At 35.9% G+C, this 23222-nt stretch carries 21 protein-coding genes; 10 read left to right on the plus strand and 11 right to left on the minus strand.

Going from position 1 to position 23222, the window contains the following annotated elements; all coding sequences use genetic code 11:
• The first annotated feature begins 5 nt into the window (after positions 1–5).
• Complete coding sequence (gene galE, locus RTX21_RS04515; RefSeq protein ID WP_312765615.1) at positions 6–1025, plus strand: UDP-glucose 4-epimerase GalE; 1020 nt, start codon at positions 6–8, stop codon at positions 1023–1025.
• A gap of 34 nt (positions 1026–1059) precedes the next feature.
• Here the strand turns inward: galE and RTX21_RS04520 are convergent, their stop codons facing one another.
• From RTX21_RS04520 to RTX21_RS04545, 6 genes are all read right to left on the minus strand, one after another.
• Positions 1060–1716 carry an NAD(P)H-binding protein gene (locus RTX21_RS04520; protein ID WP_312765616.1) on the minus strand — a complete coding sequence of 219 codons (657 nt, stop codon included), beginning with the start codon at positions 1714–1716 and terminating at the stop codon, positions 1060–1062.
• Positions 1717–1792: 76 nt separating this feature from the next.
• Positions 1793–2302: an isopentenyl-diphosphate Delta-isomerase gene (gene idi, locus RTX21_RS04525; protein WP_312765618.1), complete on the minus strand. Its 510-nt coding sequence runs from the start codon at positions 2300–2302 to the stop codon at positions 1793–1795.
• A gap of 311 nt (positions 2303–2613) precedes the next feature.
• Complete coding sequence (rsmA, locus tag RTX21_RS04530) at positions 2614–3390, minus strand: 16S rRNA (adenine(1518)-N(6)/adenine(1519)-N(6))-dimethyltransferase RsmA (protein WP_312765620.1); 777 nt, start codon at positions 3388–3390, stop codon at positions 2614–2616.
• A gap of 141 nt (positions 3391–3531) precedes the next feature.
• Complete coding sequence (locus RTX21_RS04535; RefSeq protein WP_312765621.1) at positions 3532–4659, minus strand: lactonase family protein; 1128 nt, start codon at positions 4657–4659, stop codon at positions 3532–3534.
• A 64-nt stretch (positions 4660–4723) separates the two neighbouring features.
• Entirely contained in the window at positions 4724–7039 is a 2316-nt protein-coding gene (locus RTX21_RS04540; RefSeq protein ID WP_312765623.1) for a DUF5686 family protein, read from the minus strand.
• Between the two features lie 48 nt (positions 7040–7087).
• Positions 7088–8200 carry a lactonase family protein gene (locus tag RTX21_RS04545; RefSeq protein ID WP_312765625.1) on the minus strand — a complete coding sequence of 371 codons (1113 nt, stop codon included), beginning with the start codon at positions 8198–8200 and terminating at the stop codon, positions 7088–7090.
• 167 nt (positions 8201–8367) lie between these two features.
• On the opposite strand from RTX21_RS04545, the gene RTX21_RS04550 reads away from it, so the two are divergent.
• On the plus strand, positions 8368–9012 hold the full coding sequence (locus RTX21_RS04550; protein WP_312765626.1) for a uracil-DNA glycosylase: 645 nt from the start codon (positions 8368–8370) through the stop codon (positions 9010–9012).
• A gap of 119 nt (positions 9013–9131) precedes the next feature.
• On the opposite strand, the gene RTX21_RS04555 is transcribed toward RTX21_RS04550, so the two are convergent.
• Positions 9132–9551, minus strand: a complete 420-nt coding sequence (locus tag RTX21_RS04555; protein WP_312765628.1) for a hypothetical protein — start codon at positions 9549–9551, stop codon at positions 9132–9134.
• Positions 9552–9559: 8 nt separating this feature from the next.
• The gene (locus tag RTX21_RS04560; protein WP_312765630.1) at positions 9560–10048 is read right to left on the minus strand and encodes a DUF456 domain-containing protein; all 489 of its coding nucleotides are present in this window, start codon (positions 10046–10048) and stop codon (positions 9560–9562) included.
• 87 nt (positions 10049–10135) lie between these two features.
• Between RTX21_RS04560 and RTX21_RS04565 the strand changes: the two genes are divergently transcribed.
• From RTX21_RS04565 to RTX21_RS04580, 4 genes are all read left to right on the plus strand, one after another.
• Positions 10136–11395 (plus strand): mechanosensitive ion channel domain-containing protein, encoded by a 1260-nt coding sequence (locus tag RTX21_RS04565; RefSeq protein ID WP_312765632.1) that lies wholly within the window; start codon positions 10136–10138, stop codon positions 11393–11395.
• An 81-nt stretch (positions 11396–11476) separates the two neighbouring features.
• Positions 11477–12196, plus strand: a complete 720-nt coding sequence (locus RTX21_RS04570) for a pyridoxine 5'-phosphate synthase (protein WP_312765634.1) — start codon at positions 11477–11479, stop codon at positions 12194–12196.
• Between the two features lie 16 nt (positions 12197–12212).
• Positions 12213–12986, plus strand: coding sequence for an alpha/beta fold hydrolase (locus tag RTX21_RS04575; RefSeq protein WP_312765635.1), 774 nt, complete (start codon positions 12213–12215; stop codon positions 12984–12986).
• A gap of 78 nt (positions 12987–13064) precedes the next feature.
• Entirely contained in the window at positions 13065–14006 is a 942-nt protein-coding gene (locus tag RTX21_RS04580; protein WP_312765636.1) for an alpha/beta hydrolase, read from the plus strand.
• 96 nt (positions 14007–14102) lie between these two features.
• On the opposite strand, the gene RTX21_RS04585 is transcribed toward RTX21_RS04580, so the two are convergent.
• On the minus strand, positions 14103–14234 hold the full coding sequence (locus RTX21_RS04585; protein WP_312765637.1) for a hypothetical protein: 132 nt from the start codon (positions 14232–14234) through the stop codon (positions 14103–14105).
• 75 nt (positions 14235–14309) lie between these two features.
• On the opposite strand from RTX21_RS04585, the gene RTX21_RS04590 reads away from it, so the two are divergent.
• The 4 genes from RTX21_RS04590 (at position 14310) to RTX21_RS04605 (ending at position 21753) form a co-directional block, all read left to right on the plus strand.
• Positions 14310–15314, plus strand: a complete 1005-nt coding sequence (locus RTX21_RS04590) for an NAD-dependent epimerase/dehydratase family protein (RefSeq protein ID WP_312765638.1) — start codon at positions 14310–14312, stop codon at positions 15312–15314.
• 9 nt (positions 15315–15323) lie between these two features.
• Complete coding sequence (locus RTX21_RS04595) at positions 15324–17090, plus strand: long-chain fatty acid--CoA ligase (protein WP_312765639.1); 1767 nt, start codon at positions 15324–15326, stop codon at positions 17088–17090.
• 103 nt (positions 17091–17193) lie between these two features.
• Positions 17194–20052, plus strand: coding sequence for an aminomethyl-transferring glycine dehydrogenase (gcvP, locus tag RTX21_RS04600; protein WP_312765640.1), 2859 nt, complete (start codon positions 17194–17196; stop codon positions 20050–20052).
• A 288-nt stretch (positions 20053–20340) separates the two neighbouring features.
• The gene (locus tag RTX21_RS04605) at positions 20341–21753 is read left to right on the plus strand and encodes an OmpA family protein (protein ID WP_312765641.1); all 1413 of its coding nucleotides are present in this window, start codon (positions 20341–20343) and stop codon (positions 21751–21753) included.
• Positions 21754–21808: 55 nt separating this feature from the next.
• Here the strand turns inward: RTX21_RS04605 and RTX21_RS04610 are convergent, their stop codons facing one another.
• A complete protein-coding gene (locus tag RTX21_RS04610) occupies positions 21809–22576 on the minus strand; it encodes a hypothetical protein (RefSeq protein ID WP_312765642.1) in 768 nt (255 codons plus the stop codon).
• A gap of 98 nt (positions 22577–22674) precedes the next feature.
• Positions 22675–23112, minus strand: coding sequence for a hypothetical protein (locus RTX21_RS04615; RefSeq protein ID WP_312765643.1), 438 nt, complete (start codon positions 23110–23112; stop codon positions 22675–22677).
• Positions 23113–23222: the final 110 nt, after the last annotated feature.

The raw sequence follows: 23222 nt of genomic DNA on the forward strand, positions 1-23222 counted from the left end.
ATTAAATGTCCATACTTGTAACAGGCGGTCTAGGTTACATCGGTTCTCACACGGTTGTAGAACTTATTAATCACAATTTTGATGTCATTATTGTAGATGACCTATCAAATTCGGAAAAGTTTATCCTTGATAATATCGAAGAAATTACGGGAAAACGTCCGATATTTTATCCTTTTGATTTAAGAAGAAAAGAATTATTGCAGCAAGTTTTCGAAGCACACGATATCGAAGGTTGTATCAATTTTGCGGCTTCAAAAGCCGTAGGAGAGAGTATGACTGAGCCTTTGAAATATTATGAGAACAATTTGTTTTCATTAATTAATGTTCTTCAGGAATTCAAAGAAAGAAATATTTCAAACTTTATTTTCAGTTCGTCTTGTACGGTTTACGGTCAAGCCGACCAAATGCCGATTGATGAAAATACACCTCTGAAAGAAGCCGAATCTTCTTACGGAAAAACCAAACAAATGGGCGAAGATATCCTGAAAGATTTTTCTCGAGCTTATAACAAAAGGGTTACTCTATTAAGATATTTCAATCCGATTGGTGCACATCCAACAGCTTTGTTAGGAGAACTTCCGGCAGGAATTCCAAATAATTTGGTTCCTTATGTGACTCAAACAGCTGCGGGAATCAGAGAAAAATTGAGCATTTGGGGAGACGATTATCCAACGGAAGATGGAACTGCAGTTCGGGATTATATCTATGTTGTAGATCTGGCAAAAGCGCACGTTGCAGCTTTACAGAAACTGATACATTCCGAGGAAGAAACTGTTTTGGATATTTACAATCTCGGAACAGGAAAAGGTTCTTCGGTTTTAGAAGTGGTAAAAGCATTCGAATTGGCAAATGATGTTCCCGTTCCATATCAGATCTGCCCAAGAAGAGAAGGCGATATTACAGTAGCTTATGCCAATGCAGACAAAGCCGAAAAGGAACTCAATTGGAAGTCTGAAACGTCTTTGGAAGAAGCGCTTAAAACCACTTGGGAATGGCAAAAATATCTGAAAGATAGAAATAATTAGAAATATAAATCCAATCATATTTGATTGGATTTTTTTATTGTGTTTTCTTTTCTGCAAAACTAAAAATACTGTGGAGCTTAATCTCGGAGAAACTGTTTGATTTGATTTTAGAAGCTACAATCATTGCTTTGGCTAATATTTCGGTAGGCAAAGGCTGTTGACTTTTGAAAAGCCCCAATTTATTAAGAAATTTAATGGCTTTCAAACCTGTGATCTCTGCACTTCTATCACTATTTTTTCTTTCCAGCATTCCGGGTTTGAAGATAGTTGTCTTATTGAATTTTAAGTTCTTCACAGCTTCTTCCAATTCACCTTTTATTCTGGAGTAGAAGATTTTAGAATCAGGATTGGCGCCGTAAGCAGAGACCAAAATATAATCTTCAACCTGATTTTCTTTTGCCGCTTTGGCAAAATTGAATTGATAATCGTAATCAATGACTTTTTGGTTTTCTTTACTGCCTGCTGATTTCAGAGTTGTTCCAAGACAAGAAAAAGCCACATCGCCTTTTACAAGATGTTTCCATTCTTCCGGATTATCAAAGTCTATGATGTGTGCTTTGACTTTTTCATTATGAAAATCCGAACGTCGTCTCACAAAAATATCAATCTCATCAAAATCAGAATCTTGACAAAGTTGATTCACAAGGTCGTTTCCCGTAGCGCCGGTTGCACCAATTACCAAAGCTTTCATAAATAGAGATTTGATAATAAAGTTAAACAATTATTTTGAATCTCGATTAACCTGCGAATTACAATCTAAACCTATATCAATTCAACTGATTACGATATTCGGCCCAAATGATTTTGAACCATTCTGTAAAGTTGTTTGGATTTTCGGCAATTTCCTGTTGTAGATCAGAGATGGAAACATATCGAATCTCAGAAACTTCATCAGGATTCAAATCAAATTCGCCATCGAAGTTTCCTGTGAAAACATGATCCAGTTCGTGTTCCCAAAGTCCTTCTCCAACATCTGCTTTATATATAAAATGAAACTTTTCCGTCAATTCACAATCTATTCCCAGTTCTTCTTTTATACGTCTTTTCGCTGCATCCAGATAAGATTCGTTCAATCTCGGGTGTGAGCAACAAGCATTGGTCCATTGGTTGGGCGAATGGTATTTTTGGACGGCACGTTTCTGCAAAAGCATTTCTCCCTTTTCATTGAACAGAAAAACCGAAAATGCACGATGCAAAAGTCCATTTTCATGCGCCTGCATTTTTTCCATTTGTCCCAAAACTTCATCCTGAGGATTGACCAATACCACTTTTTCCATAACACAAAAATAAGGATTTTAAAACAAATTTTTAGGAGCTTATCCCGCTTTCCGCTATATCTTTTTTTGTTTTTAGACATTTTTGTCTTTGAATTGAACTAAACGCACAAAAACAAAAAAGGATGCCGCTGCAATCGGGGCTATGGGATTTATCTTTTAATAAAGTGTTAGCCGGTAATAGAACATTATCAAACCATTTTTTCATTCCTGAGGAATCTAAACTTCGCTGTCGAGATTTCTCTGGAATGATAATATTGGGTTTTATAATTTAGTTTTCCGATAAACTCTCAAACTCTCAAACTCTCAAACTCTCAAACTCTCAAACTAGACTTCCACTCATTCGCAAAACCAATAAAATCTGCAACAGACAATTCCTCCGCACGGATGTCAAGGAAAGGATGCGATTTCATATTTTCAGGAATACCGAGAACTTTCAGTGCATTGCTCATCTTTTTCCGTCTCTGCCCAAATCCAGCTTTCACAATTTGTTTGAAAAGAACTTCGTTTCCAGCCAATCCTTCTTTCAGATTTCGGGTCATTCGGATAACGCCGGATTTTACTTTTGGTGGTGGATTGAAAACATTTTCGTGAACCGTGAAAAGATATTCCACATCATAATAGGCCTGAACCAAAACAGACAAAATTCCGTAGTCTTTTGTTCTTGGTTTTGCCGCGGTTCTTTCGGCAACTTCCTTTTGGAACATCCCGCTCATTTCCGGTACAAACTGGAAATTGTCAATAATTTTAAACAAAATCTGAGATGAGATATTATAAGGGAAATTCCCAATCACAGCCAATTCTTCATTGAAAACCTCCGGAATATTGATTTTCAAAAAGTCGCCAACAAAATGTTGTTCTTCCAGTTTTGGATAATGTTTTTTAAGATAATCGATGGACTCATTATCGATTTCCGCCACATAGATTTCTGATTCTTTTTCAAGAAGAAACTTTGTAAGAACGCCCATTCCGGGACCGACTTCCAATAATTTTTTGTAACCTTCAAAAGAAAGCGAATCTACAATGTTGCGTGCGATATTCTGGTCTGTAAGAAAATGCTGGCCAAGATGTTTTTTTGCTCTAACGTCCATTTTGCAAAGATAGAATTATATTTAACGCAAAGTCGCAAGAATAGCTTGGAATCTAATTATAAAAAAGTCGCAAATGAAAACTTTGCGACTTTTTAGCATTATTATTTATAAAAAAATTGCGACTTTGCGTTAAATTCAATATCAATACATCTTAGTTTTCACACAAGTCACATTTTTGATTTTGACTGGTTTTCCAATTTTCTTCAACATTCCGGTTTCTAAGTTTCTTTTGAAAACGGTTACATCTTGCGAAATAACATTGGTCACAATAATGAATTTTCCAGTTTCATCTATTGCAAAAGTTCTCGGATGTTTTCCGCCTGTTTTTTGATATCCGATAGATTCTAATTTTCCATCATTTAAAACTTTGAAAATCGCAATATTGTTTTCTTTTCCTCTGTTGGTCGCATAAAGGAACTCTCCATCTGGCGAAATATGAACATCAGAACTTTCAAAACCTTCTTTGATTTTATCAGGATGCGTTGCAATTCTCTGGATTTCTTTCAGCTTGTTATCAGAAAAATCATAAACTGAAATCATCCCAGCCAATTCCTCAATAGAATAAACCAATTTTCCATCTTTGCTAAAAGTGATGTGCCTCGGTCCGCTACCTGGTTTTGTATTGATGAACGTACTTTGGCTATCAATCAAAGGTTGCTTCTGATTCGCATCAAAAGGATATTGCAAAATTTTATCTGCGCCTAAATCGGCAAAAAGCACCGTTTTGGAATCGGGTGTAAAAACAACAGAATGTGTGTGTGCTTTTTCTTGCCTTTTCGCATCAACGCCACTTCCTTCTGTGAATGTAAAATGTTGTGCGATTGAATCTATCTTTCCATTTTCCAAAAGCGGAAAAATGGAGATAGTTGCTTGATTATAGGTTGCATTGATTAGCCATTTTCCATTTTTATCAACATTCACATAGACAGGATTTTCCCCACCGGTTTTTTGTTGATTTAGGAAAGTCAAAGTTTTTTTATCTGCATCAAAAGCGAACGAACTTACAGTTCCATAATTCGGAGTTTTAGCATCAGATGAAGCGTAAATATATTTTCCGTTAGGCGAAATCGTAATATAACCTGGATTAATCACATCAGATGACGAAGTTACTTTTGTTAATTTTCCGCTTTCCATATCAAGTTCATAAACGTAAACAGCTTCAGAAACTTTTTCCCAATTGTAAGAACCAAAAAATACAAATTGCTTTTGAGAATAAAGACTTGTAAAAATTAAAAAACTTAATAGTAAAGCGATTTTTTTGATTTTCATTGATAAAATTTTGATTGGAAAATTAGGCATACTGCAGACTTAAAACTGCATAGTCACAAATTTCCTAAAAATTCATCTGGAAACCAAACTGAACCCCGAATTTTCTTACATCTGTATTGGTCGTTTTATTATTCAGGTAATTTCCTCTCCAGTTAAAATCAACTCTCAATATTCTGAAATTCCCCCAACCGATATTTTCTATACCAAAGCCATATTCATAATAAGGTTTGTCAGGAGCAGTCAATTTCAAACTTCCTGCATTCATGTCGATGGTTTGCTGTTTCAGGCTTCCAACTCCGGAACGGAAAAATGCAACCTCTCTTAGTTTCAATTTTTTAATCAATGGAATCTGAGACAAAATCTTTCCGTTGAAATGATGTTCCAAAAACAAAACCGCATAAGAATCAGCAACGAATTCATAATAATTCATTAAAGAAAAAACACCTCTTACCAAGCCATAAGATTGGTTGGCAGGCAAAACATTTTGTAAAGCGAGTGGGAGAGCGTCAAAGTTTTTCCCAACTTCCACATTTGCAAACAGTCTTCCCCAGTTTCCTAAGATCACAGGCTGATAATAATAAAACTGAAGTTTGTTATAATTAAAATCTGAATCAAAAACGCCTCCAACACCTTTGGTATATTTAAGGATCAAAGTTGGATTGGTTGCCAAAGCGGTCATCTCGTATCGGTCAACACCGTAAGTGGAGAATTTGATTCCAGGTCTTGCGATAATGGTTGCAGTCAGTCTTGTATCGTTCAGATCATTTCTAAGAACGCCTTGTCTATAGTAATCGATGTTGAATAAATTGGAATCAGCAGATTTAATATTTTGAGTTGTTGCATCCAACTTGATCTGGAAGTTTTTCCAAGGCTCTATACTTGTGAAAAAATTGTATTGTTTCACCGAACTCATAGACGTTGTTTCACCGCTGTTTAGAACAGAAGAAGACGCAAACGAACGTGTCATAATTCCTTCGTCAGTCGTCAATTGAACTCCAAGCTGCAAAACGTCTTGTCTGTAACCGCCACCAATTTGGAAACGATTGGTTTTATTAAACATATATTTTGCTTCACCTCCGAATTTCCATTTTTCATCACGGAAACCATAAGCGGTGTAAGCTTGGATTCTCCACATGTCATTCTTACCAAAGTAAGTTCGGGCTCCAGCTCTTAATCTTAAACCTTCGATATCATTATATCCCCAAGTCTGAAAGATATTTCCAAAATCCAGCCATTTTCCAAAATGAATATAGCCTGTATTACCAATCTGGACCAGTTTTACAATCCTCTTATATTTCGGAACATTTTCCAGTTCGTCATACATTTTGTAGATATTCTGTTCGCTTTCGGTCAGTTTTTCGGTTCTGTTTTCCTGCCAATAATTTTCGTCTTTATCAACCAGATAATCTTCAGGAATATAGACCTTATTAAGAAAGGAATCATCTATCCCTTTATCAAATTCATAATTGGAATAATTCGCAACACGCTTTGCGATCACACTTTTTGCGCCATCTCTATCGTTGAGGACAAGATTAAGCGTAGTCTCGTTTCTGGTCGGAATAAAAGTGGAATCATCCGGATTATCGAACTCCAGATCAGTAGCAATATTTTTAACAAAATTGATGTTGATCCTTTTATTAGTTTCCATCTCCACTTTCATCACATTATATTTGTCCATCGAAATATAAAGTCGACCTTTCAAAGCCAATGCTTCAGGATTTTTTGGAGTGAAACGAATCTCGTAGCTTCTTACCGTATTGACCTCGATCGTATCGGTAATATTATAATCAAAAACGCCGAAACCGTCTGTGGAAACAGGACTTGTAAAACCAAGATTTAGATAATTGATGGTGTTATCATAAATATTGATGTCCTTATACATATTCTGAATGGTCTTCGCAACGATCTGATTGTTTTTAAGTCCGGAATTTCTAATGGCCAGAAGATCTTTCCTTTCTTTTTTAGGATTGTTTTTCCCGTAGATCTGGGAGATACTTTCTGTTATGAAAAGTGGTAAAACTGCTTTTCCTGCAATCTCAGAAGAATCGTTGTATTTGAAAATGATAGAATCTAAACCTCTGAATACTTTCTTTTTTGTAAAAGAACTATCTATATTATCTAATCTAAAATCGATCTTCTCGTAAGTTTTATATTTGTAGTCCTTGTGCAGAAGAAGCCCGTTGGACTTCTTTTTTTTCCAAACTTGCTGCATAATTGCATAGGCTGGATTCTCTTTTTTATTTTTATATTTCTTTACCGATTTAATGGTAACACTTTCAATTTCGTTCTCTTTTTCGGTTTGCGAAAAAAGCAATCCGGAACAACAAATCAGAAAAAATGAAAGAATAATTTTTTTATCAAACATCGAGTCTTCGAACATTAAGCTATTAGAACTAAAATTTTATTAAAATATTATGTGTGTAATGAATTATTTTCCTTTTTCATAGAAAATCACATTGACTGGTGCGCAAACAGGTATGGATTTCTTTGTAGGAGCAAGTTCCCCCGACTTCAGATCTCTGCTGAAAATGTTGATTCTATTCGTATCCTGATTCGCTATCAAAACCAGTTTGTTATTGGGGCTGATGGCAAAATTTCGCGGATTTCTGCCAGTCGTTTTGATCTGCTGAATTTTTTTCACTTTTCCATCTTTCAGAATTCTGAAAGTGGTAATGTCATCTGCATCATCACGATTCGTGACATATAAAAACTTTTCATTATCAGATAAATGAATATCAGCTGCCCTGAAATTGAACCTAACTTTTCTTGACAACAAAGTTTCTTCCTGGATCAATTGTATTTTTCCGTCATCAAAGCTTAAAACCGATAGATCTCCGCTAAGTTCCTGAACAAGATAAATCAGTTTTCCGGATTTGTTGAAAGCTATATGGCGCGGCCCGGAACCTTTTTTCGCATCAAACTCGCCAACTTTTTCCAAGACTTTTTCTCCGGTTTTGTTGTATTTGAAAACATAGATCTTATCTAAGCCTAGATCATTTGCCAACACATATTGGCTATCCGGAGAAAACTGAACCTGGTGGATGTGTGATTTTTCCTGTCTTTTTGGATCCACGCCTACACCTTCGAACTTGATATTCTGAACGACATCGGATAATTTTCCATCAGCATATCTTTTGAAGACATTGATGCTTCCGCCGGAATAATTGGCAACAATTACATTTTCCTCATCAGAAATCAAAAAGCAAGGGTCTTCACCTTGCGTTTTTTTCTCATCTTTTTTTATTAATCTGCTTTCGTTTTCATCAATTTCAAATGAGGTCACTGTACTTTTATCTCCATTTTCATTGACCGAGAACAAGAATTTTTTATCCGGACTTAAACTCACGAAACTTGGATTAATGATATTCTCTGTACGATATTTGAGATTATATTTATAAGTATTTTCATCAAAATCAAAAATATGGATTCCGCCGCTGCTGCACTTATCACTATTGGTGTAAGTTCCGACGATAATTGTATTTTGCGCAGATAAATTAGCCATAAATATTGTTGAGAAAATAATACTATTCCAGATTTTCATTCTAATTTGAGCTATTTTTACAGATAAATGTTAAATTTTGCCCGAATTTATTACATTAAAAATTAAGCCAAAGACCTTTTAAGAGAAATTAACTTTAATTCACAGGAAAAGTCAATAGATTTGCTTTAATCGATTTGTAAAATCTAATTTTGTAAAAATATCTGAAAATGACCTGGAAAGAAGTTTTGAAACCGATCAAAGAAAGTGACTATTTTGAAGATCTTTGGAATAAGGTAAAAGTTGAATATAACTCTACCAAATGTTTTCCTCCAAAAAATGAGATTTTCCGCGCTTTGGAATTGACGGAATTCGATGACGTGGAAGTCGTGATCATTGGTCAGGATCCTTATCATAACGATGGGCAAGCCAATGGACTTTGTTTCTCGGTTTCTGAAAGTGTTACAGCACCACCTTCGCTTAAAAACATCTTCATCGAGTTAAAGGACGATATTGGAATAGAAAGGAAAAACAAAGATCTTCAAGATTGGGCGAAACAAGGCGTTCTCCTTCTGAATGCGACTTTGACAGTGCAGGCACATCAGCCAAATTCGCACAAAGACCTTGGCTGGGAAACTTTTACCGATTATATCATCAAGCAGATCTCTGATAAAAAACAAAATGTAGTTTTTGTTCTTTGGGGTGCATTTGCACAGAAAAAATCTGTATTGATCGACCAAAGCAAGCACTTCATTATCCAATCCGCGCACCCATCTCCGTTTTCCGTTCACCGAGGTTTTTTTGGAAGCAAACCGTTTTCAAAAATCAATAATTATCTTTTGGAGAAAGGAAAAAAGCCTATTGTTTGGGGATAATTTGGGTTTGAGAGTGGGAGAGTTTTTAGAATTTTTTCATAAAAGAAAATAATAAAATTCTAAATTAAAGATAAAAAAAGAATTAACTTTTAAAATCTTGTGACTTTTGTGGTTAAGGATTATTCTTCTTTCTCATATTTAAATGTCACGGATTCGCTTTCTTCTTTTCCGCCGGGATACGGTTTTAGATCGGTTAATGTAAATCTATACCCTGAAAAACTGAAAGACTTGCTTACATTCTGTTGTAGGAAATCTCTTGTCCCAACTTGAAAATTGGTTTTCTGGTTTCCAACAGTTCCTTCTACGTCGACCTTTGCAATGCCTTCCCAAATGCAAGTTACATCAACTGGACAACGGCTGTCCTCTGCAATGTTCCGGAATTCCAGACTTATCTTGGAATTTGGGATTTTTGCCGATTTATTGATTCCGATTGTGATCGTATTATTTCCATTCTCAGAAGTCTGCGTTTGTGACTGTGTTTTGCAGTTACTCACCAATAATAAGATCGGAGCGAATAAGAGTGATTTGAAATTCATCATTTACAATTTTAAAAGAAAATATAATAACCAACAACCAAAAACATTGCCAGTCCAACCATCAAACTAAATCCAGTTCCATAAATAAAACCAATAAAAGCACCTTTCATAGAATTGAAAGCTTTTTTTCGGTCGTTCATATCGTGCAATAATTCTCCAAGAAAAACACCTAGTAACATTCCTATCAGAAATCCTAATGGAATCGGTATAAAAAATAATCCCAGAAGAGTTCCTATAAAAGAACCAATGCTTCCGTAGCGTGTTCCTCCATATTTTTTGTTGGTTTTTGCGGGGATAACATAATTCAGAACTGTGGAAACAAGCGTCAGGAAAACAAAGATCCAGACATACATCATTGGCATATTATTTTCTGTTCCAAACTTGAATATCAGTAATCCGCAGATACTCAACAGTAATCCGGGCAGAACTGGGAGAAATGTTCCCAGCATTCCTACAAAAAGTAGAACCAAAGCGATAATGTCGATAAAAACAGAATCCATAGTTTTTAAATTTATTTAAAAATACAACATTCAAAGTAATGCCAAAAGATTTTTTTTATCCTTAAATTTGTGAAATAATTCCTATAAATGAAAAATGAACTCATAGATTATAAAGATTTTCTTCAGCAAATCAGTGACGAAATTCATTTCTTCTGCAAAGATTTCTTTCCTGATGAGTTTGTGTTGGCGAGTCAGATCACCTTCAAATTTGCGCTTCTTATTTTTCTGATTTTCATTGTAGCCTTTGCCCTAAAAAACGGAATCAATCTCGTCTTCAAATATTTTTTTGACAAGGAGAAATATCCTGTGATGAAGTCTATTTATAAGGCTAAAGTCACTAATTCTGTGGCTAATATTTTGGCTTTAGGATTTGGGAATTATGCTTTGTTTTCTATCTTTTACAGACATCCGAAAAGCTTTGTTTTTCTCGAGAGATTGATTGGGATTCTGATTGTTTTGGTGATTGCCAATATGGCTTTCCGTTTTATTAAAGTCTTGCAGAATTATTATTTGATTCAGCAAGATTACTATAAAATTATTGCCATTAATTCTATATCTCAAACGGTTAGGATTTTCGGTGTTTTTATCTTTACAGTAATTGCCGTTTGCGTTTTATTCGGCATAAGCGGAACGACTGTTTTGGGAAGTCTTGGAGCAATTACTGCTGTGATTGTTTTAGTTTTCAGAGATACGATTTTAGGTTTTGTTACAGGAATTCACGTTGCGACTTCCAAGAATCTGAAAGTTGGAGACTGGGTTGCGATTCCTAAATATTCTATCGAAGGTAATATCGAAGATATCGATTTGCTGACCACTAAAATTAGAAATTTCGACAAAACATTATCTACGATTCCGACTTACGATTTGCTAACCACAGAGATCAAAAATATGCAGGTGATGTCCGAAACCAATACGAGAAGAATCAAAAAATCGATTGTTTTCAATATTAAATCCTTTAAGTTTCTTGATGATCAATTGTTCGGAGAATTACTGAAAATCAATTTGATTCACGATTACCTGCTGGAAAAAAAGAAAGAGATAGACCAACAAAAAGTAAATCTTGTTAATTCCGATGAAATCATCAATGGTCAACAACTCACCAACATCGGAACTTTCCGAAAGTACGCAATGAGTTATCTGAAAAACAATCCGAATATTGACCAAACCGGAGCCTTGATGGTGAGACAAATGGAAATCACACCGCAAGGAATGCCGCTGGAAATCTATTGTTTTTCAAACGATTCGAAATGGGAACATTTTGAGCAAATTCAGGCCGATATTTTTGACCATCTTTTGGTGGCATCCAAGGAATTTGACTTGGAAATAATGCAGGTTCACAAAATTTAAAAATAATCAGTTGACGGTTGATTGTTGTTAGTTAATGGAAAAAACTGACAACTAACAACTAACAACCAAAAACCAATAAAAATGACAAAATTAAGTGTCAATATCAATAAAATTGCAACGTTAAGAAATGCCAGAGGCGGCGATGTCCCAAGTGTAACTCAGGTTGCTTTGGACCTGGAAAGATTCGGAGCGCAGGGAATTACAATCCATCCAAGACCGGACGAAAGACATATTACCAGAAAAGATGTTTATGATCTGAAACCTTTGGTGAAAACCGAGTTCAATATCGAAGGAAATCCTCACAAACCTTTTATTGATATGGTTTTGGAAGTGAAGCCAGAACAAGTGACTTTGGTTCCTGATGCTGATAATGCGATTACTTCCAATGCAGGCTGGGATTGTGAAAAGAATCTTGATTTTTTGAAATCTGTTATTTCTGAATTCAAAAATGCTGGAATAAGAACGTCAATTTTCCTTGACCCGAATCCGGAAATGGTGAAATTTGCGGCTGAAACAGGAACAGACAGAATTGAACTTTACACAGAAGCCTATGCAACCAATTATCCTAAAAATAAAGAATTGGCTATAGAATCGTACTTCAAAACAGCTGTTGTTGCGAGTGAATTTGGTTTAGGAATTAATGCTGGACACGATTTATCTTTGGAGAATTTAAAATATTTCTCAGACAATATTCCAAATCTTCTGGAAGTTTCCATAGGTCACGCTTTGATTTCGGAAGCGCTTTATCTTGGTTTGGAAAATACGGTTCAGGCATACTTGAAGCGATTGGCAAAGTGGTAATTATATTTTATTATTAATGGAGATTTTACATTCAAAAATATACGGAGAAGAGAGAACGGAAACACCACTTTTGGTATTCCACGGGTTGTTTGGAATGCTTGATAATTGGGGAAGTTTCGGCAAAGAATTCGGAGAATTGATGCCGACGCATTTGTTGGATCTGAGAAATCACGGCCGCAGTTTCCATTCGGATTCTATGACGCACGATGATCTGTCCAATGATATCCTGAATTATCTTGATGCTCATAATATTCAAAAAGCCAATTTGTTAGGACATTCTTTAGGAGGAAAAGCCGTAATGCAATTTGCTATTAATTTTCCTGAAAGAGTTGAAAAACTGATTGTTGCTGATATTTCACCAAAAGCTTATCCTCCACATCATCAGGGAATTATAAAAGCTCTTCAAACGGTTGATTTCTCTACGGTTGGATCTCGTCAAGATGTTGAGAAAGTTCTTGGCGAATATATTCACGAGAAGTTTGTGATTCAGTTTTTGATGAAGAATTTGTATTGGACAGACGAGAAGAAACTGGCCTGGAGATTTAATCTTGAGACGTTGGCTGAAAAATATACAGAGTTTGTTTCCAATGCGATTAGGTTCGGTGTTTTCAATGGTCCGACTTTATTCATTGCGGGAGCTAATTCCAATTATATTCTTCCACAGGATGAGTTTTTAATCAGACAGCAATTCCCGAATTACAAACTCATCAAGATCAAAAATGCAGAACATTGGGTGCAGGCTAATAATCCTGTTGATTTCAATGCTGCAGTAAGAGATTTTCTTCTGTAATTAATTTCAAAATATAACTTATATGGATTTGATGGTATAAGCCTTGTATTATCAAATCCATATTTAATTTATGTTTGTATGAAATGGTCGATTTCTGTTATTCTCATTTTTATTTTGTCGTTTACCAATGCTCAGAAAAAACTTTCTGAAACTTTAAATTACAAAGATGTTACATACAAAATAAAAGATACAACTCAGCAGAAACTCGATATTTATCTTCCTCAAAGATCTGATAAAAAATCCCCGGTTCTCGTTTTTGTTCACGGTGGTGGTTGGGCACAGGGAAACAAAGCCTTGAAAGATGATTATTACCTCAGTGATTTTGTGTTGAGATTGGTCAAAGCAGGTTATGCGGTTGTTAGTATTAATTATACTTTGCTTAACGAAAATACGCATTTCCCAGCACCAATTGAAGATACTAAAGAGGCCATTCGCTGGATTCGGGTCAACGCTGGAAAGTATAATTTTGACTCAGAAAATATAGGGGTCTGGGGCGCTTCGGCCGGTGCGCAAATTGGATTGATTGCAGCCAATACAGATGATTCTCAATTTTCAGAACATTCAGATTTTCCCAACTATTCGGCAAAAGTCAATTATTTTATCGATTATTTCGGACCGTCTGATATGAATAAGTTGTTTCGTACAAAAGCGCCGGGATTTGTGATTTTTATTTTTAAACTGATTTTCCCAAAGATTTATGACATCAGGAACAAACTCGTTTTCGGATTTACAGGTTATGATATTAAAGGGCAAAAAGATGAAGCTATGAATGGTCTTAAAATCTATTCACCAATTACTTATATTAATAATTCTTCCGTTCCTACATTGATGATTCACGGAACCAAGGACAAAATCGTTCCTTATTCACAATCCGAAATTTTAAAAGAAGTTCTTGATAAAAATAATGTGAAAAATGAATTGATTTCTATCAAAAAAGGAAATCACGGATTGAATGAAGATTCTGACCACGAATTGATGTTTGAAAAAACTTTTAAGTTCATCAAGGAAAATACACACTGATTTCTGATTGATTTCACTTTATGGTATTAAGGTTTTTACAAGAATTAAGTTATCTTTGTAGAATCAATTTCAAATGAAAAAATACCAAGAAACCATTTATAAAATCATTCTGATTTTTTCTGCCATCATCAATCTTTTTTTGATTGTACTGATGTTTCTCGTTCTCAGGGATTCGTTTTCCGGAAATGGAGAATGGTTTTTGGAAGGCAGAACTTTTTGGTTTTTCATTGGAGTCATTTTGGCTTATTCGGTTTTGAATTCCGTTCTTATTGTTAGACTTTTAAAGCTTAAAAATTCTTAAGAATGATTTTAGTAACAGGCGCAACGGGGATTTTAGGCAGAGTTATCACTTTAGAATTGCTAAAGCAAGGCAAAGATGTTCGTGCGACAAAAAGAAAGTCAAGCAATCTAAAGGAAGTCAGAGATTCTTACCGATTTTATACAGACCAGCCTGATTTTTATTTCGATAAGATCCAATGGATAGAGACAGATTTTGATTCCATTGAGTCTTTGGAAAATGCTCTTGAAGGAATCGAGGAAGTTTATCATTGCGCTGCAATTGTCAGCTTCAATCCGAAAGATGATAAAAACCTTTATAAAACCAATATAGGAGGGACAAAAAATCTTCTTTATGCCGTTGAAAATTCATCAGTCAAAAAGTTTCTTTTCGTGAGTTCTATTGCTGTTTTGGATGGTTTTAATGAAAACGGAATGATGGATGAAAATTCTGATTTCAATCCGAAATTGGAACATTCTGGCTATTCGATTTCAAAACATTTTTCAGAAATGGAAGTTTGGAGAGCTTCGGCAGAAGGACTTAATACGGTTATCATCAATCCGGGTGTAATTATCGGAACAGGAAATTGGGGAAATAGCAGTGGCGATTTATTCAAAAAATCGTCTCATTCCAGAACTTTTCCTGGCGGAACAGCGTATGTGGATGTAAGAGATGTTGCGAAAATTGCTATCGAATTGATGGAAAAAAATGCTTTTGCAGAACGTTTTATCATCATTTCTGAAAACGAAAAATTCCGTTTGGTTTCTGATAAAGTAAGAACTGCGCTTGGAAAACCAAAAGCTAAATTGGTTCCTGGGTTTATTTACAAAGTTTTACCGATTATTTCTTTTCTTTTCGGATGGTTATTTCCGATTTTGAAATTATTAAGTAAAAATAACATCGAAACGGTAAGAACAGATTCCAAAGTTTCTAATCAAAAAATCACAGAATCCCTGAATTACCACTTTATTCCGGTTTCTGAAAGCATAGATTTCCATCTCAAAAATTATATGGGATCTCTTAAATCATAATTATCATTAATGAGCAACGTTACTAGTTTTCTTCAAAAAAACGTTAACCTATATCCAACTAAACCAGCTTTAGGTTTCAAAAAAGACCACGAATGGAAAGAGCTTGGCTGGTATCAACTCAAAAGATTGGTATTTAAAACTGCCAATGCACTTATAGCCAATGGCGTAAAAGAGAACGACAAAGTCTCTATCTATGCGGATAATTCTGCCGAGTGGATCATTTTTGATCTGGCAATTATGGCGATTGGTGCGGTTACAGTTCCTGTTTATTCTACCAACGGCGAAGACCAGGTTGAATATATTATCAAGGATTCCGGAGCGGAAATTATTTTTGCAGGAAATCAGGAACAATATAATGTGTGTCAAAATCTTTTGAGCAAGGGTATATCGCTCAGACAGATCATTGTTTCTAAAAAATATATCAAGCTAAAGGAAAATTCTTCTTACTTGGAAACTTTCATCGAATCAGCATCTGAGGATTTGGAAATTGTTGAAAGAGGAGAAGATGATTTGGCAACGCTGATTTACACATCTGGAACAACCGGCGTTCCGAAAGGTGTGATGATCACGCATTCCAATTTCCTAAAAGCGTTTGATGCACATATGGAGTTTTTCAAGTTCAAGCGTTTTGAGGAAGAACATTCTTTGGCATTTTTACCTTTGACACACGTTTTCGAGAGAAGCTGGACATTGCTTTGTTTACATTTTGGAGCAAAAGTCAGTTTCTTGGAAAATCCAAAACTGATTGCTTTTGCATTGACCGAAGTGAAACCAACAATGATGTGTTCTGTTCCAAGATTTTATCAAAAAATCTACGCTGGACTGAATGAAATGGTTAATTCCGGTTCAGATTTGAAAAAGAAAATATTCATTTGGGCTATTGAGAACGGAACATTATTTTCTGAGAAAAAACGATTGGGCCAAAGTATTCCTCTCGGATTGAGTATTAAAAATAAAATTGCCAATGCTTTGGTTTTTGGTAAAGTGAAGAAAAAGTTGGGCGGAAAACTTTGGTTTATGCCTTGTGGAGGCGCTTCTATTTCAGCAGAAGTGACACAGTTTTTTGATGCAATGGGAATTCATATCACCGTTGGTTACGGTATGACGGAAACTACAGCAACAATTACCGCTTTTCCTTTTAAAAAATATAAATACGGAACAGCAGGGAAATTATTAGGAGATTCTCAAATTAAAATTGGTGAGAATGATGAAATCCTAGTTAAAGGAAGTGGTTTGATGAAAGGTTATTACAACAAACCGGAAGAAACAGCGAAAGTTTTTGATGAAAACGGCTGGATGAAAACAGGCGATGCCGGCTTTATGGATGATGAAGGCAATCTTGTGATTACAGACAGGATCAAAGACCTGATGAAAACTTCCAACGGGAAATATATCGCACCACAACCGATTGAGAATATGTTTTCGAATAATAGTTACATCAATCAAATCATGTTGGTGGCGGAAGACAAACCTTACGTAACTGCTGTCATTGTCCCGAATTTCGAATCGATGACGGAGAAAATAAAGAGTTTGGGCGTGACATTTACTAATTGGGTAGAAGTTGTGAAAAACGAAAAAGTGCTTTCTTTTTATCATCAATTAATCGATGAGATTCAGAAGGATTTGCCTGGTTTTGAGAAAATCAAAAAATTCGTTTTGATGCCTGCTGATTTCGAAATTCAAAGTGGTGAGATCACACCAACCCTTAAAATCAAAAGAAACATTGTTATCCAAAAATATAAAAATCTGATTGACTCAATGTATCATCACGAATAAGTTCTAATATAAAATCTCTGTGCAAATAGGGATTTTTTATTTTTACAAAATTCACTAAATTTACAAACCAATTTTATTAAAATCTAATTTTCTAAAGTATATAATGAACACACAGCAATTTGTAAACCGCCACATCAGCCTTAATGAAAGTGATAAAGCGGAAATGCTAGACAAAATCGGGGTTAACAGTATCGATGAACTGATTTCTCAAACCATTCCGGATAGTATCAGACTAGAAAAAGACCTGGAGCTTTCTGAGCCACTTTCTGAGTACGAAATGTTGCTTCACTCCAAAGATCTGGCATCTAAGAATGTCGATTTTGATACGTATATCGGATTCGGTTATAACAATACGATCCTACCTTCTCCGATCCAAAGGAATATTCTTGAAAACCCAAGCTGGTACACAGCTTACACGCCTTACCAGGCAGAGATCGCACAAGGCAGACTGGAAGCGCTCCTTAACTTCCAGACCGTAGTTTGTGACCTAACAGGTTTTGCAATGGCAAACGCTTCACTTTTGGATGAATCGACTGCGGCTGCAGAAGCAATGCATATGTTCTTCAATAACAGAACAAAAGACCAAAAGAAAAACAATGCGATTAAATTCTTTGTTTCTGATCTGGTTTTACCACAAACGATTTCTGTTCTTAAAACAAAGGCAGAAGGTCTTGGAATTGATATTATTGTAGGAAATCACGCCACACATCAGTTCAATGATTCTTATTATGGAGTATTATTGCAATATCCGGGGAAAAACGGAATCGTTCTGGATTATACGGAATTTATTACTTCAGTAAAAGGATTCGATTTGCAAGTGGTTGTAGCTTGTGACCCGATGTCTTTGGTCAAATTGAAATCTCCAGCTTCTATGGGTGCTGATTGCGCTGTTGGAACTACTCAGAGATTTGGTATTCCAATTGGTTATGGAGGTCCTCACGCTGCGTTTTTTGCTTGTAAAGATGATTATAAAAGAGATATTCCTGGAAGGATTATCGGTGTTTCTCAGGATATGTACGGGAAACGTGCATTGAGAATGGCACTTCAAACCAGAGAACAGCATATCAAAAGAGAAAGAGCAACGTCTAATATCTGTACAGCACAGGTTCTTTTAGCTGTAATGGCTGGGATGTACGCTGTTTATCACGGTCCAAAAGGTCTTAATTTTATCGCTGACCAGATTCATTATAAAACTAATGCTTTAGCAGATGCTTTGAGAATTTTAGGTTATGATATTGTAGATGAGCCGGTTTTTGATACTGTTAAATTCAGACTTCATGAGGAAGAGAAAACATCTTTAAGAATGAAGATGAGAGACCAGAAAATCAATCTTAATTATTTCTCTCAAGGGATTGTAAGTATCTCTATTAATGAAACCACAACGGTTGAAAAACTAAATAGATTGGTTGAAGCTTTTGCTCAATTCAAAGCTAAACAAGGTTATAAACTGACACTTAAAGAAGAATATTCTATTCCGGCAGAATTGTTGCGAACTGATCAAATTCTCAAAGAAGAAGTGTTCAATAAGTATCATACAGAAACTGAATTGATGCGTTATATCAAGCGTCTTGAAAGAAAAGATCTGTCTTTGACGCATTCTATGATTTCTTTGGGTTCTTGTACAATGAAACTGAACGCTGCAACGCAGATGATTCCGTTGTCTTGGGCAGAATGGGGAAGTATCCATCCATTTATCCCGACAGAACAGGCTGGTGGTTATCAGGAAATGATAAAACAATTGGAAAAAGATTTAGCTGAAATCACAGGATTTGCAGGAACATCATTGCAGCCAAATTCAGGTGCCCAAGGTGAATATGCAGGACTAATGGTTATCCGCGAATATCATAAGAATAGAGGAGAAGGTCACAGAAATATCGTGTTGATTCCCCAATCTGCACACGGAACCAATCCGGCTTCTGCTGCAATGGCAGGAATGAAGATTGTAGTTGTAAAAAATCTTGAAAATGGAGAAATCGATTTTGAGGATTTGAAAGCGAAAACTGAACAGCATTCTGAGAATCTTTCTGCGGTAATGATTACTTATCCGTCAACTTACGGATTCTTCGATGCGAATATCAAAGAAATCACCAAACTGATCCACGAACACGGCGGACAAGTTTATATGGACGGTGCCAATATGAATGCTCAGGTTGGATTCACAAGTCCAGGGAACATCGGAGCAGACGTTTGTCACTTGAATCTTCATAAGACTTTTGCAATTCCTCACGGTGGTGGTGGTCCTGGTGTTGGTCCAATCTGTGTTGCTGAACATCTCGTTCCATTCCTTCCAACCAATGCGAATATCCCTGTAGGAACAAAAGATGCAATCGAAGGTATCTCTGCTGCACCTTATGGTTCGGGATTGATTCTGAATATCTCTTACGCTTATATCAAATTATTAGGAACTTCAGGTTTGAAAAAAGCTACTGAGTATGCGATTCTTAATGCTAATTATCTTAAAGAATTATTGGCAGAACATTTCCCAATTCTTTACGCAAACGCAAATGGTAGAGTAGCACACGAGTGTATCGTGGACTTCCGTCAGTTCAAATCTTTGGGAATTGAAGTGGCTGATGTGGCAAAAAGATTAATGGATTATGGTTTCCACGCTCCAACAGTGAGTTTTCCTGTAGCCGGAACATTGATGATCGAACCAACTGAATCTGAAAGCAAAGAAGAAATCGAGCGTTTTGCAGAAGCATTGATCAGCATCAAAAACGAGATCGATGAGATTGCCAATGGCGAAGCAGATGCTACAAACAACGTTCTTAAAAATGCACCACACACCGAGCAATTGGTTATCTCTGATAATTGGGACAAACCTTACGGAAGAGAGAAAGCGGCTTATCCATTGGATTGGGTTAGAACACACAAGTTCTTTGCTACTGTTGCAAGAGTGGATGAAGCTTATGGCGACAGAAACTTAGTTTGTACCTGCGAGCCAATTGAAGCGTATATGTAAGCTTTGATTACGAATTTTGATTTATTGATTATAACAGAGAAACTCTCCAAAATTGGAGAGTTTTTTTATGTTAATAAATCAATGTAATGCAATGAATCTAAGAAAGTTGATTTCATCTGAAACTTAAATGTTATGTTTTGAATAATTCAAAAAAATAATTAAATATTATTATTGGTATGGTAATTGAATGTTTGAACGCAACTTGCCTAATAATGATATATTAGAAAGATAGTATGATTTTTATAGATTATACTTTTACACTTAAAAACAATTAAAATTTATTTTTTTATGAAATCAAAATTTACAATTTTGTCACTGGCTTTGCTATGCCCGGCCGTGATGTTCTCACAGGAAATGACACAAACTACAGCTACTACAGAATCGACAATGATGGACGATTCGCCGAGATTCAATAGCTGGTCAATCTCTTTTGGTGGTGGTGTCCCACTGATGCAGCACGCTGACCTTAGGTCAATCCAGAGCGGTAATACGCTTGTAGGTTATTCCGCCTATTTCAGTATTGATAAAGCAATTTCTCATGCTTTTGGCCTTAAACTTCAATACGATAGAGGGGAAATTAGACAGGGCTATTTCAATACTAAAGATCAAGCTCCTGCTGACGCCTCAACAAGTCTGCAAGTAGCTGGGAGGACTCAGTATGATGCAATTTCATTATTAGGTGACATCAATCTTAGTAACCTTTTAAGAAGAGTAGATAGTAAATCTGAGTTCAGATGGGCTATACACGGATATGCGGGTGCAGGACTCCTTGCTTATCGTGCTTATCAGAAAGATGAATTTGGGCAGAGAATGATGACTGAAAAGAAACCTTTCAAATTCAATTCAATGTTTGGTCAAGCTGGTGCAGGACTTAAATATAAAATCAGTAACAGAATCGATATCGAGGGTAGATTGATGTACGTTATGACCGGCGACGATGAGTTTGATGGCGGAGGAGACCAATATAGCGCAGTTAATAGCATAACTGCCAAACATTCAGATAACTTCTTCAATGCTACGTTAGGTTTAACACTTAATCTTGGTAGCAGAAGCAATCATCTAATGTGGCATGATCCGCTACAGGAAGCATACTCTAAAATAAATGAGCTTGAGAATAAAGTTGACAACTTCGAAGTTTGCAAAGCTGGTGATAAGGATAATGATGGCGTTTGTGACGATTGGGACAGACAGCTTGATACGCCTGCCGGTGCAAGGGTAGATGGCTCGGGTGTTGCTTTGGACGTGGATATGGACGGCGTAATTGATTTATATGATAAATGTGTGACGGTGCCTGGTCCTGTAGAAAATGAAGGCTGTCCTGTAAATAACAATAATGGTGTAGTATCTGGTGATGAAACAGCACTTTCCGGAGTAGAATTTGATCTTAATTCGGACAGGATATTACCAAACAATACACCGATTTTGAATAGCGCTATTGGCTATATCAACTCAACAAATAGCTCATATACAGTCGTTGGGGCAACAGATACAAGAGGGACGGAAAGTTATAATCAAACCTTATCAGAGAGAAGGGCAAATAATGTAAGACAATATCTGATCACAAACGGTGCGGATGCGTCCAAACTAGAAGCGAGAGGAAATGGTAAATTTGACCTGAAATATCCGGAATGTGATCCAGCATCAAAATGTCCGGAATGGAAAAACAGAGCCAATAGAAGAGTATATTTTAAAGCAAAATAAATTTTAATTTTCTATTGAAGGGCCGCCGGTAATGGTGGCCTTTTTTATTAATCTCCTATTTAGAATGCTTTTGGAAAAATTCCACGATATTTTTCAGAGAAGTCTTTGGGAATTCATGTCCTGAATTGCTCTCCTGCAATACCAATTCCGTGTTGCCTATTCCTGAGAACAGTGTTTTGTCACCATCTGTTTTTCCTTTTTCTGTGATTCCAAGATTGGATTTGACAATTGGGATAGACTGCTCCTGGCTTTTTGGAGAAACAATCCTATCATTGTTTCCGATGTACATCCAAACAGAGAGTGGAACGGCGCCGGAAATCATCTCACCACCCTGAGCCGATGCGGAACAGATCGCTGTGATTTTGTCGCCTCTCATTTTCCAAAGAACATTCACGAACCTGGCGCCGTTGGAATGACCGATAAGATATATTTTTCTATCGTCAACTTTGTAATTTTTATGAATGTCAGAAAAGACCTCATCAAAAAATTTGATATCTCTGCCTTCCAGATCATTGGTGAAGATCTGCCAGCCATTCATTTTTCCTTTCGGGTCCAAGCCAGGAACTGTTCTACCTGGCAGGCCTTCCATAAAAATCACTAAAGCTTCCTTATAATAATTCTGAACATCTATTCTTCTGCTTACAAAATTGGCATTGCCACCGTGTCCATGAAAAACAAAAACCACCGGAATCTTATCAGATCTTACAGCAGGTTCATAGATGATTGCTTTTCGGGAAGTGCCGTCGATATTATAATTCTTTGTGTTTTGAGAAAAGACAAGAATGCTGAAACCAAACAAGAAGAGAGAAAACCATAGTTTCATAATTGTAATTTCTTGTTTGGATTACTTTTTAAAGGTCAAAGTTAAAGCTTGATAAATATATTCATATTTTTTCGGCATTGGAATTCTTTAAAATTAATTCATGACAATTCTTTTTCTTTATCAAGGGATGCAAGGATCTGCATACGTTGTTCTGAGTTGAATCCCATCAGTGACATTCTAAAAACATGTAATTTCCCTGATTCAGAAGTGGTAACATTTAAATAAATGGTATTTTTTTTTAGATAAGAATTCTTTAATAGATCTATTGGGAATTCTAATGCCGGGAATACAAAACTGTTTGCCCTAAGTGGGTGCTTTTTCTTGATCGTGATAACATAGCCTGAATTTTCATATTCGGTATATCTCAACTTTGCAAGAATCACAACTATAATAATCAATAATAGCAATGAAAAAAAGAAAAGAAAATCTTTTTTTCTCAGCATCAGATGCCAAATCAAGATGATAACATTCATGGGAATCAATATCAAAAGGGCAGTTCCTATTGTCTCGATATTTTTTTTATTGCTTACTTTCATTGACTTAATAATAAATAAAGCCAGATAGTCAAAAAACACAAATTAAAGGATAAATGATATCTCTTATAAAAACGACTATCTGGCAGATTTATAAAATAATAGAATTATGA

Origin of the sequence: Epilithonimonas sp. (genome assembly GCF_032054305.1) — a bacterium.
Classification (GTDB): Bacteria; Bacteroidota; Bacteroidia; order Flavobacteriales; family Weeksellaceae; genus Epilithonimonas.

Coding starts and splice junctions, on each gene's coding strand:
- RTX21_RS04560 (WP_312765630.1), bottom strand. CDS start 10,048: ATGGATTCTGTTTTTATCGACATTATCGCTTTGGTTCTACTTTTTGTA.
- RTX21_RS04575 (WP_312765635.1), top strand. CDS start 12,213: ATGGAGATTTTACATTCAAAAATATACGGAGAAGAGAGAACGGAAACA.
- RTX21_RS04610 (WP_312765642.1), bottom strand. CDS start 22,576: ATGAAACTATGGTTTTCTCTCTTCTTGTTTGGTTTCAGCATTCTTGTC.
- RTX21_RS04580 (WP_312765636.1), top strand. CDS start 13,065: ATGAAATGGTCGATTTCTGTTATTCTCATTTTTATTTTGTCGTTTACC.
- RTX21_RS04605 (WP_312765641.1), top strand. CDS start 20,341: ATGAAATCAAAATTTACAATTTTGTCACTGGCTTTGCTATGCCCGGCC.
- galE (WP_312765615.1), top strand. CDS start 6: ATGTCCATACTTGTAACAGGCGGTCTAGGTTACATCGGTTCTCACACG.
- gcvP (WP_312765640.1), top strand. CDS start 17,194: ATGAACACACAGCAATTTGTAAACCGCCACATCAGCCTTAATGAAAGT.
- idi (WP_312765618.1), bottom strand. CDS start 2,302: ATGGAAAAAGTGGTATTGGTCAATCCTCAGGATGAAGTTTTGGGACAA.
- RTX21_RS04595 (WP_312765639.1), top strand. CDS start 15,324: ATGAGCAACGTTACTAGTTTTCTTCAAAAAAACGTTAACCTATATCCA.
- RTX21_RS04555 (WP_312765628.1), bottom strand. CDS start 9,551: ATGATGAATTTCAAATCACTCTTATTCGCTCCGATCTTATTATTGGTG.
- RTX21_RS04535 (WP_312765621.1), bottom strand. CDS start 4,659: ATGAAAATCAAAAAAATCGCTTTACTATTAAGTTTTTTAATTTTTACA.
- RTX21_RS04570 (WP_312765634.1), top strand. CDS start 11,477: ATGACAAAATTAAGTGTCAATATCAATAAAATTGCAACGTTAAGAAAT.
- rsmA (WP_312765620.1), bottom strand. CDS start 3,390: ATGGACGTTAGAGCAAAAAAACATCTTGGCCAGCATTTTCTTACAGAC.
- RTX21_RS04550 (WP_312765626.1), top strand. CDS start 8,368: ATGACCTGGAAAGAAGTTTTGAAACCGATCAAAGAAAGTGACTATTTT.
- RTX21_RS04585 (WP_312765637.1), bottom strand. CDS start 14,234: ATGAAAAACCAAAAAGTTCTGCCTTCCAAAAACCATTCTCCATTTCCG.
- RTX21_RS04520 (WP_312765616.1), bottom strand. CDS start 1,716: ATGAAAGCTTTGGTAATTGGTGCAACCGGCGCTACGGGAAACGACCTT.
- RTX21_RS04615 (WP_312765643.1), bottom strand. CDS start 23,112: ATGAAAGTAAGCAATAAAAAAAATATCGAGACAATAGGAACTGCCCTT.
- RTX21_RS04565 (WP_312765632.1), top strand. CDS start 10,136: ATGAAAAATGAACTCATAGATTATAAAGATTTTCTTCAGCAAATCAGT.
- RTX21_RS04540 (WP_312765623.1), bottom strand. CDS start 7,039: ATGTTCGAAGACTCGATGTTTGATAAAAAAATTATTCTTTCATTTTTT.
- RTX21_RS04545 (WP_312765625.1), bottom strand. CDS start 8,200: ATGAAAATCTGGAATAGTATTATTTTCTCAACAATATTTATGGCTAAT.
- RTX21_RS04590 (WP_312765638.1), top strand. CDS start 14,310: ATGATTTTAGTAACAGGCGCAACGGGGATTTTAGGCAGAGTTATCACT.